This window comes from Streptococcus mitis (genome assembly GCF_946190115.1).
GTDB classification, from domain to species: Bacteria; Bacillota; Bacilli; order Lactobacillales; family Streptococcaceae; genus Streptococcus; species Streptococcus mitis_CO.
In genome coordinates this window covers 54731-71094 of record NZ_CAMHZG010000007.1, presented here as the reverse complement: position 1 = coordinate 71094, position 16364 = coordinate 54731, and the positions used below count along the sequence as shown (strand labels likewise).

20 protein-coding genes are annotated in these 16364 nt (G+C 36.4%); 4 read left to right on the top strand and 16 right to left on the bottom strand.

The annotated features are described in order from the left end of the window. Positions 1-25 precede the first annotated feature (25 nt). The 6 genes from ilvD to N8L90_RS05335 form a co-directional block, all read right to left on the bottom strand. Positions 26-1729, bottom strand: a complete 1704-nt coding sequence (ilvD, locus tag N8L90_RS05360; RefSeq protein ID WP_000137343.1) for a dihydroxy-acid dehydratase — start codon at positions 1727-1729, stop codon at positions 26-28. Positions 1730-1959: 230 nt separating this feature from the next. Continuing rightward, positions 1960-2892: a transketolase family protein gene (locus N8L90_RS05355; RefSeq protein WP_112444836.1), complete on the bottom strand. Its 933-nt coding sequence runs from the start codon at positions 2890-2892 to the stop codon at positions 1960-1962. After that, entirely contained in the window at positions 2889-3746 is an 858-nt protein-coding gene (locus tag N8L90_RS05350) for a transketolase (RefSeq protein WP_084926022.1), read from the bottom strand. Before N8L90_RS05350 ends, N8L90_RS05355 begins: the two co-directional genes overlap by 4 nt. A gap of 3 nt (positions 3747-3749) precedes the next feature. Then, a complete protein-coding gene (locus N8L90_RS05345) occupies positions 3750-5096 on the bottom strand; it encodes a PTS ascorbate transporter subunit IIC (RefSeq protein ID WP_000975289.1) in 1347 nt (448 codons plus the stop codon). A gap of 12 nt (positions 5097-5108) precedes the next feature. Next, a complete protein-coding gene (locus tag N8L90_RS05340) occupies positions 5109-5393 on the bottom strand; it encodes a PTS sugar transporter subunit IIB (RefSeq protein ID WP_000912474.1) in 285 nt (94 codons plus the stop codon). 3 nt (positions 5394-5396) lie between these two features. After that, the gene (locus N8L90_RS05335) at positions 5397-7427 is read right to left on the bottom strand and encodes a BglG family transcription antiterminator (RefSeq protein WP_261024515.1); all 2031 of its coding nucleotides are present in this window, start codon (positions 7425-7427) and stop codon (positions 5397-5399) included. 189 nt (positions 7428-7616) lie between these two features. On the opposite strand from N8L90_RS05335, the gene N8L90_RS05330 reads away from it, so the two are divergent. From N8L90_RS05330 to rpmG, 4 genes are all read left to right on the top strand, one after another. Further along, on the top strand, positions 7617-8624 hold the full coding sequence (locus N8L90_RS05330; RefSeq protein WP_261024513.1) for an SPFH domain-containing protein: 1008 nt from the start codon (positions 7617-7619) through the stop codon (positions 8622-8624). Between the two features lie 2 nt (positions 8625-8626). Then, positions 8627-8827, top strand: a complete 201-nt coding sequence (locus N8L90_RS05325) for a type II toxin-antitoxin system antitoxin (RefSeq protein ID WP_000796544.1) — start codon at positions 8627-8629, stop codon at positions 8825-8827. A 151-nt stretch (positions 8828-8978) separates the two neighbouring features. Next, entirely contained in the window at positions 8979-9161 is a 183-nt protein-coding gene (gene rpmF / locus N8L90_RS05320; RefSeq protein ID WP_000290417.1) for a 50S ribosomal protein L32, read from the top strand. A gap of 15 nt (positions 9162-9176) precedes the next feature. Beyond that, entirely contained in the window at positions 9177-9326 is a 150-nt protein-coding gene (rpmG, locus tag N8L90_RS05315; RefSeq protein WP_001265622.1) for a 50S ribosomal protein L33, read from the top strand. A gap of 91 nt (positions 9327-9417) precedes the next feature. Here the strand turns inward: rpmG and N8L90_RS05310 are convergent, their stop codons facing one another. The 10 genes from N8L90_RS05310 to N8L90_RS05265 all read right to left on the bottom strand — a co-directional run bounded on the left by N8L90_RS05310 (position 9418) and on the right by N8L90_RS05265 (position 16120). Further along, positions 9418-10914, bottom strand: a complete 1497-nt coding sequence (locus tag N8L90_RS05310) for a tyrosine-type recombinase/integrase (protein WP_000862760.1) — start codon at positions 10912-10914, stop codon at positions 9418-9420. Positions 10915-10929: 15 nt separating this feature from the next. After that, the gene (locus N8L90_RS05305) at positions 10930-11178 is read right to left on the bottom strand and encodes a hypothetical protein (protein ID WP_000571454.1); all 249 of its coding nucleotides are present in this window, start codon (positions 11176-11178) and stop codon (positions 10930-10932) included. Positions 11179-11239: 61 nt separating this feature from the next. Next, positions 11240-12256: a replication initiation factor domain-containing protein gene (locus N8L90_RS05300; protein WP_049531658.1), complete on the bottom strand. Its 1017-nt coding sequence runs from the start codon at positions 12254-12256 to the stop codon at positions 11240-11242. A 4-nt stretch (positions 12257-12260) separates the two neighbouring features. Continuing rightward, positions 12261-12680, bottom strand: coding sequence for a hypothetical protein (locus N8L90_RS05295; protein ID WP_049531659.1), 420 nt, complete (start codon positions 12678-12680; stop codon positions 12261-12263). Between the two features lie 268 nt (positions 12681-12948). Next, positions 12949-13233, bottom strand: coding sequence for a hypothetical protein (locus N8L90_RS05290; RefSeq protein WP_261024508.1), 285 nt, complete (start codon positions 13231-13233; stop codon positions 12949-12951). Between the two features lie 18 nt (positions 13234-13251). Further along, positions 13252-13389: a hypothetical protein gene (locus N8L90_RS05285; RefSeq protein WP_001002892.1), complete on the bottom strand. Its 138-nt coding sequence runs from the start codon at positions 13387-13389 to the stop codon at positions 13252-13254. Continuing rightward, positions 13376-14629: an FtsK/SpoIIIE domain-containing protein gene (locus N8L90_RS05280; protein ID WP_261024505.1), complete on the bottom strand. Its 1254-nt coding sequence runs from the start codon at positions 14627-14629 to the stop codon at positions 13376-13378. Before N8L90_RS05280 ends, N8L90_RS05285 begins: the two co-directional genes overlap by 14 nt. Before the next feature lie 196 nt (positions 14630-14825). Further along, the gene (locus tag N8L90_RS05275) at positions 14826-15047 is read right to left on the bottom strand and encodes a hypothetical protein (protein ID WP_000867242.1); all 222 of its coding nucleotides are present in this window, start codon (positions 15045-15047) and stop codon (positions 14826-14828) included. Positions 15048-15105: 58 nt separating this feature from the next. Continuing rightward, positions 15106-15405 (bottom strand): hypothetical protein, encoded by a 300-nt coding sequence (locus tag N8L90_RS05270; protein WP_061696305.1) that lies wholly within the window; start codon positions 15403-15405, stop codon positions 15106-15108. A 208-nt stretch (positions 15406-15613) separates the two neighbouring features. Then, positions 15614-16120, bottom strand: a complete 507-nt coding sequence (locus tag N8L90_RS05265) for a hypothetical protein (protein ID WP_261024498.1) — start codon at positions 16118-16120, stop codon at positions 15614-15616. Positions 16121-16364 lie beyond the last annotated feature (244 nt).

The window sequence follows — 16364 nt, the reverse complement described above, 5'->3', positions numbered from 1 at the left end:
GCCGAAGTTGGCTTGCTTTTTGAGTTTATTTTTTACCTGACTTGTCCATATTCCAGAAGTCTGTCACGGCTCCGCGTGAAGCAGATGATACGATATGGGCATATTTACCGAGAACACCACGACTGTAAAGTGGTGGCAAGGTTGTTTCTGCCTTGCGTTTTTCAAGTTCTTCTTCGGATACGGCCATGGAAATTTCTTTGGTATCTTGGTCAACCGTAACGATATCACCTGTACGGAGGTAGGCAATCGGTCCACCATCCTGAGCTTCAGGAGCGATATGTCCAACAACCAGACCATAAGTACCACCAGAGAAACGGCCGTCTGTCAAGAGAGCTACCTTATCTCCCTGACCTTTACCAACAATCATTGATGAAAGTGACAGCATCTCAGGCATACCAGGGCCACCCTTAGGTCCAACGAAACGAACAACGACTACATCGCCATCAACGATTTCATCTGTCAGAACGGCCTGGATAGCATCTTCTTCTGAGTCAAATACTTTAGCAGGTCCAACGTGACGACGTACTTTAACACCTGATACTTTAGCAACCGCACCATCAGGGGCAAGATTCCCGTTCAAGATGATAAGCGGACCATCTGCACGTTTTGGATTTTCAAGTGGCATGATGACTTTTTGACCTGGTGTGAGGTCTGCAAAGTCAGCCAAGTTTTCAGCAACTGTCTTACCAGTACATGTGATGCGATCTCCATGAAGGAATCCATTTGCCAACAAGTACTTCATAACCGCAGGGACACCACCGACTTCGTAGAGATCTTGGAAGACATACTGACCAGATGGTTTCAAGTCAGCCAAGTGAGGCACACGTTCTTGGATGGTATTAAAGTCCTCAAGTGACAAGTCAACATTGGCAGCATGGGCAATGGCAAGCAAGTGAAGAGTAGCATTGGTAGAACCACCGAGAGCCATAGTTACAGTAATGGCATCTTCAAAGGCTTCACGAGTCAAGATATCTGATGGTTTGAGACCAAGCTCCAACATCTTAACAACAGCACGTCCTGCTGCTTCGATATCTTCTTTCTTATCAGCTGATTCAGCTGGGTGAGATGAAGAACCTGGCAAACTCATACCGAGAACTTCGATAGCAGTCGCCATTGTATTAGCAGTGTACATACCACCACAGCCACCAGGGCCAGGGCAGGCATTACATTCAAGACGTTTCACATCCTCAGCCGTCATGTCACCGTGGTTCCATTTTCCGATCCCCTCAAAGACAGAAACCAAGTCGATGTCTTTGCCATCAAGATTTCCGGGTGCAATGGTACCACCATAGGCGAAAATAGCTGGGATATCCATATTGGCAATGGCAATCATAGAACCAGGCATGTTCTTGTCACAGCCCCCGATAGCGACAAAGGCATCGACGTTGTGACCACCCATCGCCGCCTCGATAGAGTCCGCGATGATATCACGAGATGTCAAAGAGAAACGCATACCAGGCGTTCCCATAGCAATCCCGTCCGCTACAGTGATAGTCCCAAACTGCACAGGCCAAGCACCTGCTGATTTGACACCCTCTTTAGCCAATTTCCCGAAATCATGCAAGTGAATGTTACATGGTGTATTTTCCGCCCAGGTCGAAATAACCCCTACAATCGGTGTTTCAAAGTCCTTATCTGTCATACCAGTCGCACGAAGCATGGCACGGTTTGGTGATTTTACCATGCTGTCATAAATGCTACTGCGGTGACGTTTATCTAATTCAGTCATTTGTTCCCTCCCATTTCAGTTTTTACTATTATAGCACATTTTAAAAGTAATGAACAGAAGAAAATTCTTGAATTTTCAGAAAATTCTATACATATATAAACATTTTAAATTAAAAACAACAAAGCGGATCAGGGCACTTTCTGATTACCAGAATATGCTTTTAATCCGCTTGCTTTAAATAACGTAATGTAATTTTTACAGAAGTTCTTTCAGATAAGTGTATTTAACATCTATCTTGCATTATAAAACTCTAGAACTTTCTCTTTTATATTCGATTCACTCAAACCATACTCATTAAGAAGATAATCCATTTTCCCTACTTGACCGAATCTTTCTTGAACACCCATCCGATGAATTTTTGTTATTCCATCATCAGAGAATAATTCACATAAAGCACTGCCAATTCCACCTATCTGATTGTGGTTTTCTACAGTAAATATAGTTTTTCCACTTAACATTGTTTTTATCTGTTCTGGTATCGGTTTGATTCTAAATAAATCTATCACACCTACTGAATAACCTAATTTAGACAGTTCATCCGCAACTCGAATACTTGGAGCAACCATTATGCCAGAAGCAACTATTACAACATCTTCACCGTGTCTTAACTCAATGTAGCCTTTAGAAAAATCTTCTCCACCTTGATATACAGCCTCTGGAGCTTTTCTAATTGTTCGAATATATTTTAGTCCTTTTAAGTCTAATGTCTGGTTCAAGATTTCACGAAATTGGATATCATCAGTTGCTTCAAAAATGATCGATTTAGGAATTAAACGTAACAATCCAATTTCTTCAAATGGCATATGTGTTCCACCATTCATCTCTGCCGTTACTCCTGCATCTGAGCCAATCACAGTGGCATCCAATTGTGCGTACCCAAGAGAAATAAATAATTGATCAAATACTCTTCGTGAAGCAAAAGGGCCAAATGTATGAAGATAAGGTCTAAACCCCTGAATAGATAAACCTGCTGCAAGCCCGACCATTTCTGCTTCCATGATCCCAACATTCACATAACGGTCTCCAAAGTCCTTTTCAAGATTATTAGTAGCCATCGAACTTGACAAGTCTGCTTCTAAAACTACTATATCAGAATAACTTTGGTTAGCTTCTAGAAGGAAATCTCTATACACATGTCGTAATTCTTTCGTACTTCTCATCATTCTGTTTCCTCCAATTCCTGACTTAATCTTTCTACAACTGAAGTTAACATTTGTCTCTCCTCTACAGTAGGGCGAAGATGATGATTGGATTTCATTTCTTCCAGCCCTCGAACTCCTTGACCTTTAATAGTGTCTAATACAATACACTTAGGGGATGAATTATTTGACTGTTTTAATTGGATAATCCCTTCATAAATTTCTCTAATATCTGAACCATTGACCCTAATGGATTCAAACCCAAATGCTGAGAATTTTTCTACAAAATCACCTGGATTACAAATATCCTTTGTAAAACCATCTAATTGTTTTTTGTTATCGTCTACAAATACAATTAAATTAGATAACTGTTGATGAGAAGCAAACTGTATAGCCTCCCAACATTGTCCCTCATTTAACTCACCATCTCCAACAATAGCATAGGTATAAAAGGGACTTTTTCTTATTCTCTGACCATATGCAAGTCCGGTTGCAACACTAATTCCCTGTCCTAAAGAGCCAGTTGTCATATCTATGCCCGGCGTTAGATTTCTATCAGGATGAGACGGTAATTTGGTTCCATTTGTATTTAAAGAATGTAAGAATTCTTTGTCAAAGAAACCATTCAAATAGAGTGTGCTGTACAAAGCTGGTCCAGCATGTCCCTTGGATAAAACAAAATAATCTCTATCTCGTGACGCAAATATTTCTGGAGTCATCGGCATTATTTCACCATAAAGCACTGCTAAAACTTCTACTATAGACAGACTCCCTCCATAATGGCCGAATCCAAGATGATTCAATGTTCTAAGAGTATTTAATCGGATTTTTGTTGCAAATTTTCTTAACTCATCTTCTCTATTTTCACTTAAAATCATCCCTTATTCCTCCTTTGCAGATGGCTTTTTAATAAAGGATACTCCAAACATAACTGCTAGAATAAGAACAAGACCAATAACAATGCCTGCTTGTGAGCCAAATTGATTCAACATTCCTAAAATAATTCCTGATAGACCAAAATCTGCATCTGAGAAAGTTGACCCTTGGAAACCAAGTCCTCCCAAAACTGGCATTAAAAAGACTGGAAGAAAACTAATTAAAATACCTTGTAAAAATGCTCCAATAGTGGCTCCACGAACACCACCAGATGCATTCCCAATAACACCTGCAGTCGCTCCACAGAAGAAATGAGGCACAACACCTGGTAAAATAACAACCGTTCCTGAAGCAATCATAATTGCCATACTTACTAAACCACCAACAAAACTAGAGATAAATCCAATTAGAACTGCATTGGGTGCATAAGTATAAACAATCGGACAATCCAAAGCAGGTTTTGAATTAGGTACAAGACGCTCTGAAATACCTTTAAAGGCTGGAACAATTTCACCCAAAATAAGGCGAACACCTGCTAAAATAACAAATACACCTGCTGCAAATTGACCTGCTAATTGTAAAGCATAAACTAGACCACTTGTACCATTACTGATTTCTTTTTCTATATATTCTGACCCTGCAAAGATAGCTACAATAATGTAAATAACTGCCATAGATAAAGTAATACTAACAGTACTATCACGTAAAAAAGCTAAACTCTTTGGGAATTTAATGTCCTCTGTTGATTTTGATTTGTCACCGATAAGGCTACCAGTAAAACCACTCAACCAATATCCCAAAGAACTGAAATGACCTAAAGCCACCTTGTCATTTCCAGTTAATTGAACCATATATTTTTGCACAAATGCTGGGGAAATACTCATAATAATACCGAGTGCTAATCCTCCTAGTAAGATAAGAGGCAAACTTGTAAAGCCAGCAACTGATAAAATGACCGCAATCATACACGCCATATATAGAGTATGGTGCCCTGTTAAAAAGATATATTTGAATCGAGTAAAACGAGCAATTAAGATATTGAACACCATACCTGCGAACATAATCATTGCAGTAGCTGAGCCATATGTTGTTAAAGCTACAGCTACAATTGCTTCATTATTCGGCACAACTCCAGATAAATGAAAAGCATGCTCAAACATGGTACCAAATGGATTTAAAGAATTTTGCACAATTCCTGCACCACCAGATACAACTAAGAAACCAACAAAAGTCTTAATTCCGCCTTTAATAATATCAGGTAATTTCTTCTTCTGAAGAACTAATCCTAAGATTGCAATTAAAGCTACTAAAATAGCTGGTGTACTAACAATATCCAATATGAACTTCATCATGACGCTAGCCTCCTATATAAGTCCTTTTTCTTCACAAATTTTAGTAATTAATTCTCGTAGTTCGTCCATATCAATAATACTATTTAAGATACGAACATCTCCAAGATGACTAGCTGAATCAGCTAAATCACGACCAACAATCCAAATATCAGCTGCATTTGGATCTGCTCCACCTAAATCATAATGTTCAACTTCTACATCTGAAACATTCAAATCACTCAATACAGATTCAATATTCATCTGTACCATAAAACTTGAACCTAATCCTGAACCACAAGCTGTACCAATTTTTAACATTATCTAATCCTCCTGTTTAATTATCATTTTAATGTCATCATAATTTTTTGATGAAATCAAAGCTTGAACATGATTTTTATCTCTTAAAATTGTTGTTAAATGTGACAAAGCCTTTAAATGACTCTCATTATCAATGGCTGCAATACAAATCAACAATCTTACCTCTTGTTCTGGATTATCCAATAAATAAATCGGTTCTTCCAAAACTAACATTGACATTCCTATTTCATTCACACCTTCATCTGGCCGAGCGTGAGGAATTGCTACTCCCTTCCCTAAATTAATAAAAGGTCCAAACTCTTCTACTTTTTGAATCATTGCCTCAGGGTAGTTCTCGGTTATCTTATGTTGATCCAAAAGCGGTTTAGCTGCTAAACGAATCGCCTCCTTCCATCCTAATTTTTTCGAACTAACCTGATAGGTTTCTTTTGTAATTAATTCTTCTAACAATGGTAACACTTCCTTTCTGTTCATTTCTTGATAGAGATATCGCTTTAAGGCTAATTTTAACTCTAATTCCTGTGTGATTACACTATATCGTCTTACTATACTAATTATCTGATTCAGCTCAATATCTTGATAACCTGTATCCGGAAAATCTTTTGATACCAATTCAACTAACTGCGTTGTTTGTTCTTCAGTCATCATAACAGAAACTAGATAATTTGGCTTCTCTGTCTCTACCTTTATAGTAGAAAAAACCATATCATAGTCACTACTAGTTTTCGCCGGTAAATCGTCAATCTTTGAAGTCCCTATAAATTCAATTTGAGGAAACAATGCTAATAGATTCTCTTTTAACATCAATGAAGAACTAATTCCATTAGGACAAATAATTGCTGCTTTATAACATTTTTGAGGCAAATTATCTGCATTCTTTAAATAACCTCCAAAATGGATAACAAAATATGCTGTTTCACTATCAGGTATAGGTTTGTCAATAGCGTCCATCAAGGGGGTCAAAGAATCTTTTACTAGTTCAAATAAATCAGGATAATGTTCTTCGACATGCAACACATATTCATTTGAACTAGGTAAACCAAACTTTAATCTATAGTAAGCCGGTATAAGGTGGCGGCGAAGATTTTCTCTCAATACTTCTCTTTGTTTAAAATGCAACAAAGAAATATCTTCCATTCTACTTATAATGGCCTCTGTTAATTGATTAAAGTAAACTGGAGCAACATCTACTTCACCTTCAAAGCAACTTGATAATAAAACTGTGATATAGCGATAATCATCCTCTGAAAACACCGTATCTATAATTCCCAAATCAACTACTGTATCCAATAAAATAGTCGTTATATCTTGAATAATAGGAGATACTAATGTCTCTGAAAGATATACTCTTTCAACATCCCTTTGATACCTACATATAATGAATACTAAACCGAAAAGGCAAACTTTTAATTGATTAACAATAGGCACTATCTGTAGCTTTTCATAATAATCTTTAACTACCTGATCAATCAAATCATAAGTTAATGAATACCCCCAACTGGATAAAACATAATCCAAACCCCAAATCCCTATGGAGGATTCCAGCAACTCACTAACCATTTGAAAAGCTAAACGGTGCTTATTCCACTCTGAACCATGTAGAGTATAACCTTTTGCTCTGCTGTACCCTAGTTCCAAATCATTATCTAACATAATCTTTCTTAATGATTGAATATCAGATAAGGTTGTGTTCTTACTTACTTTCAAAAAGTCTTGGTAATGATTATTCGATATAAAATCTAATCGGCAAAAAGTGTAAAGATAGATTAAAGCTAAGCGAGTCGACTTTGGTAAAACCAATTCATCCGATCTAATAATATCTGTCAAAGACTGCTTCGTACGATTTGATAAACTATAGCGACCTTGTTTTTTATCTAGCACTATCCCTTTATTAGCTAGATAAGGCACTAAATAATCTATTCCTTCTTTGACTTCCTTTATAGGTAAGCTCACCTTAACAGATAATTCATATAATGATAGCTCACAATGGTCCATCAAAGTCATCAAAATAACTAGTGCTCTATAATCAAACATTTCTCTTCCTTTCTAACTACAATTATAGTGTAAAAGTTATAAGAATAAAAGAGTATTTCAGCACAATATAATCTCACCTCCTACAAGTAATTATTGGGCTGAAACTTTTTAGTGATTATTTGTCAACTTTCTATTAATTTTTAAAAACAAAATGATATCATTTAGATATCAAATAACAGAGGTATTCTTATGACTGAAAAACTAATCAATTCAAAACCAAATGGTGTATTAGCATTGATTCTCATTGAGTTGACAATCGTACTTAGTATCTTTATATTTATAATGGGTGTTGGTTCGGAAAACATTTTTGGAATTATTATCGGACCTTTACTAATCGTAATTGCAGCGCTAACTCATGCTGGTTTAAAAGTTGTCAAACCTCATGAGGTTCTGGTTCTGACACTCTTTGGTAACCATACAGGTACCATCAAAGAACCTGGCTTTTACTTTGTCAATTCCTTCAGCGTAGCAGTCAACCCTGCAAACCACACTCGACTTGGACAAAGTGGTGACGTTAGCACGAAATCTCCTTTTTTAGGAGCTAAATCATCAAATGACAATGATGTAAATCTTGAAATTGGCAAGAAACAGATTTCCCTCAAGGTTATGACCTTGAGCAATTCTCGTCAAAAAATCAATGATTGTCTAGGAAATCCCGTAGAAATCGGTATCGCGGTAACTTGGAGAGTTGTCGACACCGCTAAGGCAGTTTTCAACGTTGATAACTACAAGGAATACCTCTCTTTGCAGTGTGATAGCGCCCTCCGAAATATCGTCCGCATCTATCCTTACGATGTATCTCCTAATGTAGATACTACAGGTGACGGACAAGCAGATGAAGGTAGTCTCCGTGGCTCTAGCGAAATTGTAGCTAACCGTATTCGTGAAGAAATCCAAAGTCGTGTTGAGGATGCTGGCTTGGAAATCCTTGAAGCACGTATCACTTACCTAGCTTATGCACCAGAAATTGCTGCTGTCATGCTTCAACATCAACAAGCATCAGCCATTATTGATGCCCGTAAGATGATTGTCGATGGCGCTGTGGGTATGGTTGAAATGGCCCTGGAACGTCTCAATGAAGGTGAATTGGTAGAGCTTGACGAAGAACGAAAAGCTGCCATGGTTTCAAATCTCCTAGTCGTTCTCTGCGGCAATCATGATGCACAACCAATTGTCAACACAGGAAGTCTTTACTAAAGATGGCTGAAGCTAAAAAAAAGCAGATCCCCCTTCGACTCTCAACAAAGTTATACGCTGCACTCGCATCATGGGCAGAAGACGACTTTCGTTCAGTCAATGGGCAAATCGAATATCTCCTCACAGAATGTGTCAAGCAACGGAAGAAAGACGGAAAATACGTATCAGAAACCATTGACGAACCATTTGAGATTGATATTTAACACCTTCTCCTGTCTGCCGTGTTGGATAGGAGAATTTTTTCATCTTTTTTTGTCAAGTAACTTTACTTTACAAAAAAAATGTGTTATCCTAGTATGGTTGATGAAAATCAGTAGATTGAATCGAATATAAATACCTAAAGGAGAAATCAAAATGGCAGTACCTGCACGTCGCACTTCAAAAGCGAAGAAAAACAAACGTCGTACACACTACAAAGTAACAGCTCCATCTGTAAACTTTGACGAAACTACTGGAGATTACTCACGTTCTCACCGTGTATCACTTAAAGGATACTACAAAGGACGTAAAATCGCTAAAGCTGCATCAGCTGAATAATAGAAGGGAGATACCATGCGCGTAAATATTACACTTGAACACAAAGAATCTGGTGAACGCTTGTACCTTACTTCTAAAAACAAACGTAACACTCCAGACCGTCTTCAATTGAAGAAATACTCACCAAAACTTCGCAAACACGTTGTGTTCACAGAAGTTAAATAATACAACATACAGAAAGCCTATGAAATCAACATTTCTAAGGCTTTTTCTTTTAAGTTTAGCAAAATAACTGAATTTTAACTGATTATAATAATCAAGAGATTATTTTAGACAAATCTATCATAGCTTGTTCAATCTTATGTTTTCCTTTTTGCATAACATGAAGATAGATTTTTTCTATTTCTCTACTATCTTCTGAATGTCCCACAAACTCTCGAATAACGTTTAAGCTTACATTCTTATCAGCCATGACTGAAACAAAACTATGTCGGAACATATGGGGAACTATGTGAACAGGCCTACCAAAATCAACTAGGTCATCAATATCCTTATAGGATTTTCCACTTTTCTTATTATACTTAGCGGACTGACTAGTTCCACCTCTTAAGAACATTGAAATTTCTGTATGATACAATGGACTGCCCTGCTGGTTCTTCCCTTTTATGTATACCCTAGTAAAAATATATCCCATATCATGATAAGTCGGATTAAATCTCGCCTGAAACTTATTTCTTTCAATATATTTAAGTAAAATTTGTTCTACTTTTGGTGACATCGGAATAGTTCTAACGCTTTCTTTAGTTTTTAGAATTGCTCTATATCGTTCCTTCTCATCACGCAAGCCTTCTTCTGCCATTTCTTTGTCAGTCTTATTATGGCTTGCCCTCTGCCAATGAACCTTAATGAGTTTATTCTTGAAATCTAGAACATCTTCATTCAAACCTAATGCTTCACTCGGTCTCATACCTGTCAAGTAGATAATTCTGAGTACATCAGCAACTAGTTCATTATTATGTCGCTTAGTCCAATTTTCAATAATTTTAAATACTTGATTAGCCTCTTCAACTTCAAGATATTTTTCAGCTATATCTTCCCTAAGTTTCGCCTGCTCTTCTGCACTTGTTAGTGTCTTACGCTTAACCCTCTTATTCAAAATAGGGTGTTGCGACGCTGTCAATTCTCCTTGTTCTACCGCCCAATCAAATATCATTTTAAGATAGATATGAATGTTCTTTGAAGTTCCCTCACTTGCATTATTTATAATATCTTGCATTTTTTCCTGTTCCATACAGAACTGTTTAAGGCTCATATTTTCGTTGAAATATGGGGAAATATGCTGGTTATAAACACTAACTCTAGTCTTTAGAGTATTCTTGGCAGGCTTAACACGATTGACCCACCACTTAAAAGCTAAACCGTATAATTCACTGTTTTCATCATACGGTCTAGCTATCTCTTTGAGGCATAAAGTTTTACTAGGCTCTAATTTCTTTGGTTTTTCTCCAGTCAAATCTAATACGGTTTCATCAATCATTTCATTTAATATCTTTGAAACTTTTGTAATCAGCTGACTATTCTTTATATCAGAAATAAGTAACTTCTCATGTCCCTTACTGTCTTTTCCTGTTGGTATTGCCTTAGTCGTATACCACCCTTTATTTTCTCCCCTTGTAAGGTACTTATAACGACTTTTTGTTATCAAAGGATGAGTATATCTCATTGCAAACTTAACAAGCACGTTGCCCTTTTTAGAAGGGTCTGGTTTCCATTGATAAACAGTTAGAACTCGAGTAGTCTTACCTACCTTCATTTTTACCCCCTTATACTAAGCTATAACTGCCTCATTTTCATGGAAAATCTTATAATCAAACCAATCTTTAAATACCTCCGCATGAATAAAGACATTCCCATGAGTTCCACAAATTCCAAAAGAATATGGACTATTTCTCATTTGACGAATGTAGTGATCCAATGTAGGTAATTTCATACCCTTCCAAAGTTCATCTAAAAATTCTTTCTTCCGATACCAATTTTTAGTTAAATCATAGTCTGACTTTGTCTTAAGCTCTATCATTGGAATACTTTCCTTTCTTATGCTATAATCTAGTTAGTTAATTTTTAGAGGCGACTTATTTTCAAGTCGTCTTTTTTTGTCCCCAAAATTGAGAACTATTCTGCTCTCTTACATATTGCTCTATATCCTTTTCATCATTATCAGTTAGCCTTGAAAGTCCCTCTTTGAGCAAGCTTTGAATATAATCTTCTGCCTTTTGAACATCATAGGCCTGATACTTTGCAATATAGACTTTTGCTAATGTTTTCGCAACTTGTTTCTCTGTCCAAGCCTCAGACTGCCGTAGTGTCGTTTTAGCTCTTGTAATACTAAGAACTGTCTGGTTTTCAGTTCCTAGATAATCTATCCACCACTTGACTTTTTTTCTTCTCCAATGATTGCTATCTGTCGCATTTGGACGAACAAAGCGATAATGACCATTTATAGCTTCAAAATAGATTGACGATAATGGACGTTTTAAAAATAACTGCTCTGCAATTATATTAGCCTTTTCCTGCCAACATCTAAGCTCTGCGCGAATCCAAGACGGAACTTCTACAAGCTCTTGCTTACCAAGTTGCTCCATACGTTTATTATATATGCACCACTGCTGATTACCTCGTGAACCTATTGCAACTGTTTCTCCTACTCGCTCACCAGAATCTAGTACTGATTTCTCATGATATTCAAAGTGTTTTGCTTTCGAGACACATAATCCTTTCTTGCAATAGTCATATATCCGTTGAACATCTAAGCTACCGTCAAATATGTCGTGGGCAATATCTAAACGAGTGAAATTAACATTATACTGGTATAAACGAGTAATTAAGGCAATCCAATTATTTTCGTTACTGTTTAAAAATTCTTCATATTGACGACAACCTTGCCCTTTTAATTCAATAAATACACCCATAGAAAGCCTATCAGCATTAAAATACACCTTAATTTCTGAACAAGAATAATGTTGCTTATACTTATTTATTCCCCAATCATTCAACGTGAAGTTTTCAAGAGGAATCAAAAGGATGTCAGTCAGAACTCTTTCTGGCGGAACATCCTTAACACTCACAGCAAAATAATCTATTCTGACTGTATTCATAGGATTATTCTCCTAGAACTTTAATATCCTCACACACAATTTTTACACCTGCCCAATTACTTCTAGCCATATTCCAAGCTAGTCGAACCTTAGGCCGAATCAATTCAACAGAAACATTCAACAAAGCATCATTTTGAGCAAGTTTTGCAATCTTATCCAGATTTCCGATAATTTCAAGGTTAATCGCTTTTAAGTCATCAGTAGAAATTCCCATTTCAGTTAGAACTTTCACTTTGTCAGCGTCAAGAACAGTAGAAGTAATTTTACTTACTTCATCTGTCTTCACGTTTTCGCCGTTGACTTCTTTGTATTTGTTGTTCACCCTAACTGACAAAATCACTACTTTCTTAGGAATATCAAACTGTGACATTTCAAGGTCAAGCAATCCAATTTTAATGTTTGTATCTGTCATATTGTAAACCATATTTTTTCTCCTTTAATTCCGTATCCTACATGAAAACACCTCTCATCCTTACTCTACCAAGAGTTTGCGACCTCTTGGTACAACTAGCAAGCCGTAACCCCTTACGTACCAAGGGTTTAGAGTACATTTCATGTATGTGTGCACCCCCTATTAGTACTGGGGTTGTTTTTCTGACCTCCTGCAATGCAGTCGGTTGGCTCTTTCTCCCTAGCAAAAAGAAGAACGCTCCGCTCGATTCTGCCCCTCCTGGGCAATCGCCCCTATTTTGCTAGCTCGAAAGACCGTCATCTGAGTTTGGTAAAATACTCAACGGTTCATTGTTTATCCTCGTTAATACCTCTATTTGCCTTTTTGATAAATCTTCAAGAGACTTACCCTCCATAGCTAATGCCCACCACACAGTTTTTTCAATCGTACAATTAGGGCAGATTCTGGGGAATAAAATCCTAAAACTACCCATTATTGGAGGATATTCCCATCCTTTATCAAAAGCTAAATCTGAATCAATGATTTCACTTTTTTCACATACCTCGCAAATATGCTTCAACAGCATTTCAAATACCACCTTACATTATTCTAATTCATCTACAATTTGCATATGGACTACTTGTAAAATTTTTAACAATGCTTTATAAGGATTCTCATCACATTCAGTAGCACCCATTAAACTGCCATTCGATAACTTGACAACAACACTAATTTCGTTCATTTCGCATCCTCATATACCTATCACAAGCTTCATCAAAATATGCCTCAAAGTCTAGTTCGTCAGACTTGAACGGTGTCTCTACAAACTTAGGCCTAGGAAGCACCCCATCTATTTGGCAATATCCTTCGCCAATACCACAAGTCTTATAATCAATCTCTTGACTTGAAAACATCATACGACAGGAGTCAGAATCAGCCGTAGTTGCCCCTAATAAAAGAGATACTCCAAAATTTTGTCTCATATAAGTGGGAATAAAGTCACTTGAAGCCCTCTGTAAACCGACTATCACCTCTATTGAAGCTTGGCGTGATTTTACCAAGAGACTCCCAAGATTTGACATTGCCTCTTCATAGGCTTTTTTCCCTTCTTTAGTCGTTTCTGCCTCTGTTCTGAAAGCAATTCCCTCATCAAGCACAATTACCAGAGGATAGTTCCCCTTAACATCAGCCCAAGACAAAACCTTCCCTTTGGAAACATATATATCTGGGTTATCTGCCATAATCTGAAAGCGTCTATTCATTTCTTCAACAGCCTCTCTTAAAGCACCAGCAATCTGGAATGGAGAATTATATACTACCTTATAACTTAATCTATCTTCTAGCTTCTTACCAACTAGCCAACTCAAGTCGCCTTTTTTCGGATCTAGTAATTTTATGTCAGACCCTAAAATTAAGTATTGAGCCACAAGGTTCTCTATCATCACCGTTTTTCCTGACCTCGTCGAGCCTGCTATAAGCACGTGGGGCGGAGCTCCTAGCCGCCAGCAGCAATTCTTATCGGCAGTAATCGTTATCTCTGTAGTTTGTAGGGTGTCCTCCCAAGAGATTCTTCTCTCAGGATATCTTCTGAATGTGTACTTAACACAACTAGCAGTCTTTATTTTCTCTTCTAAGTTTAAATTCAAGCATGCACTCAAATATACATCTAACTCTGAAACCTTATTAGAGAAATTATCACCCAAAACATGAGCATAAACACCTATATATTCCTCATTTATAGAAAAGTCAAGAACAACCGAACGGATTACACCTCCGTCAGAAGAAGATATAAATTTATTGGCGATTAAAATTTCTAAGACCACAGCCAAAACTAGTAAAAGTCCTGAGATGTTAAAGATTAAAACCAATAAAATAAATATAAAAAATTGAGATAGTATACAAGCCCAATAACAAGTCTTCATTAAGGAGGTTGATAATATGTATGACTCACAAAGGGAGACCCTACGATTTATATGGAACATATTTTACCTCATCTTATTTCTTATATCCCTGATAATAAGAGAAAGAGCTATCAACTTAACTCTAATAAAATAGTAAAGGAATATAGCAAAGAAAAGAAATGCTATAAGGGACAATATTATACTTAAGAGGGAGCCAAAACCTGTGGGATTATACACAGATAAAAGACCGAAGACGAACATACAAAAAAAGCAAAATCTATATTTCTTTATCATTGTTTTTTCCTCTTTTAAACATAGCTGGTAATATCGATAAAAATTGAATTAAAAAGACTATAAAAGCTACAACTAAGGCAAATTTCGCAGATAAAAATGGATTATAAGAAGAGAATTCCAAATGCGCTCCAAACCCAGCAAAAAAGCTGATAATTAACAATAAAGTCAGAGAAGTTGTTTTCCAGAAGTATTCATTAACTTTCATTTTCATATTTCCTTTCAAATTTTAAAAAATAAAGAGAGGGATTAACCTCCCTTCATAATTATTTGTAGCTGTCCCATAAAATCCTCTTGCCACGAACAAGGTTATCCAACATAGAAATAGATGGATTTCCAATGTGAAAATGAGTTGTGGCAAAGTCATAAAATGCCACAAGTGCTTGAGCATAGAACTCTTGGAAAGTTTCCGTGATTCCCTCATCTTTTAGAAGCTGTGCCAGTCCCAAAGTATGAACAGTTGTTCCATGTAGTAAGCCGTGATTTCTAGCTTTTTCAGAAGCTTTGGCTCTCAATTCTGGAGTGTGTAGTGCTTGTAAGACAAGCGTCGCTTTGCTTGTAATCATTTTGATTTCTCCTTTTTCTTTAAAATAATGTAAAATAAAATTTCCTATTTCCGACTTTTATTCTAATTCTTATTGGTGAGGCCCTTACTTTCATATGCCTTTCCTTTCTTACGTTTTTTCTTACATTCTAATTATATACCACCACTACCTATTTGTCAACCATTTGTACGAAAAAATGTAAGAAAAAAGACTAGTTTTTAAACTAGTCTTAACCGATTATGCTATTAATTATCTTTTCTAACTCAATAAATTGACTAATTGCTATCTCTCTAACATCATTATCATTACAGTTCTTTAATCTATTAATACTTTCCCTTATTTTTTCGGAAACCTCACTAAATATCTGATTTGTATCTGTTTCATGAGTAACAATATAAGCCGCTTTTAGCATTTCTCTGATACAAACTCCAATAGTTACAGACCTTGCTCCCAGTATTGATGGGAGAGTTGATTTCAACTGCTGAATACCGTTTTTGGTATCCTCAGTAATTTGAACTTTTAACAATTTCGAAGAATCGCTAATTGAATGATTTTTGATTGATATTCTTGAATCATAGACTTTTTTCCAATCATCGATATTTAAAGAATCTCTATATGCTCGATTCAAACATTCACCTTTTGATATACTTCCACCTGTGATCACTTCATAATAAAGTCTCATCTCTTCTAAATACTGAGCAGCCTCAAAGGAAATTCTAGCTTGATAATATTCCATTCCACCGTTTCCTACATTTTTTCTTATATTCTACATCTTTTTTTACATTTTTTCAAGTTTATACAAACCTAACCTAACTCCTAAAACATAACTGATTTTTGACTGATTAAACTCCCACAAAGTCACATTTCTCTATCCATCATTTATTTTCTCCAAATGAAAAACCTGTCAAATAAAGGTTTCTAAATCTCATGATATTTCTCTAAGACTACATCTTCTTCACAGAAGTTAAATAAGCATTCAA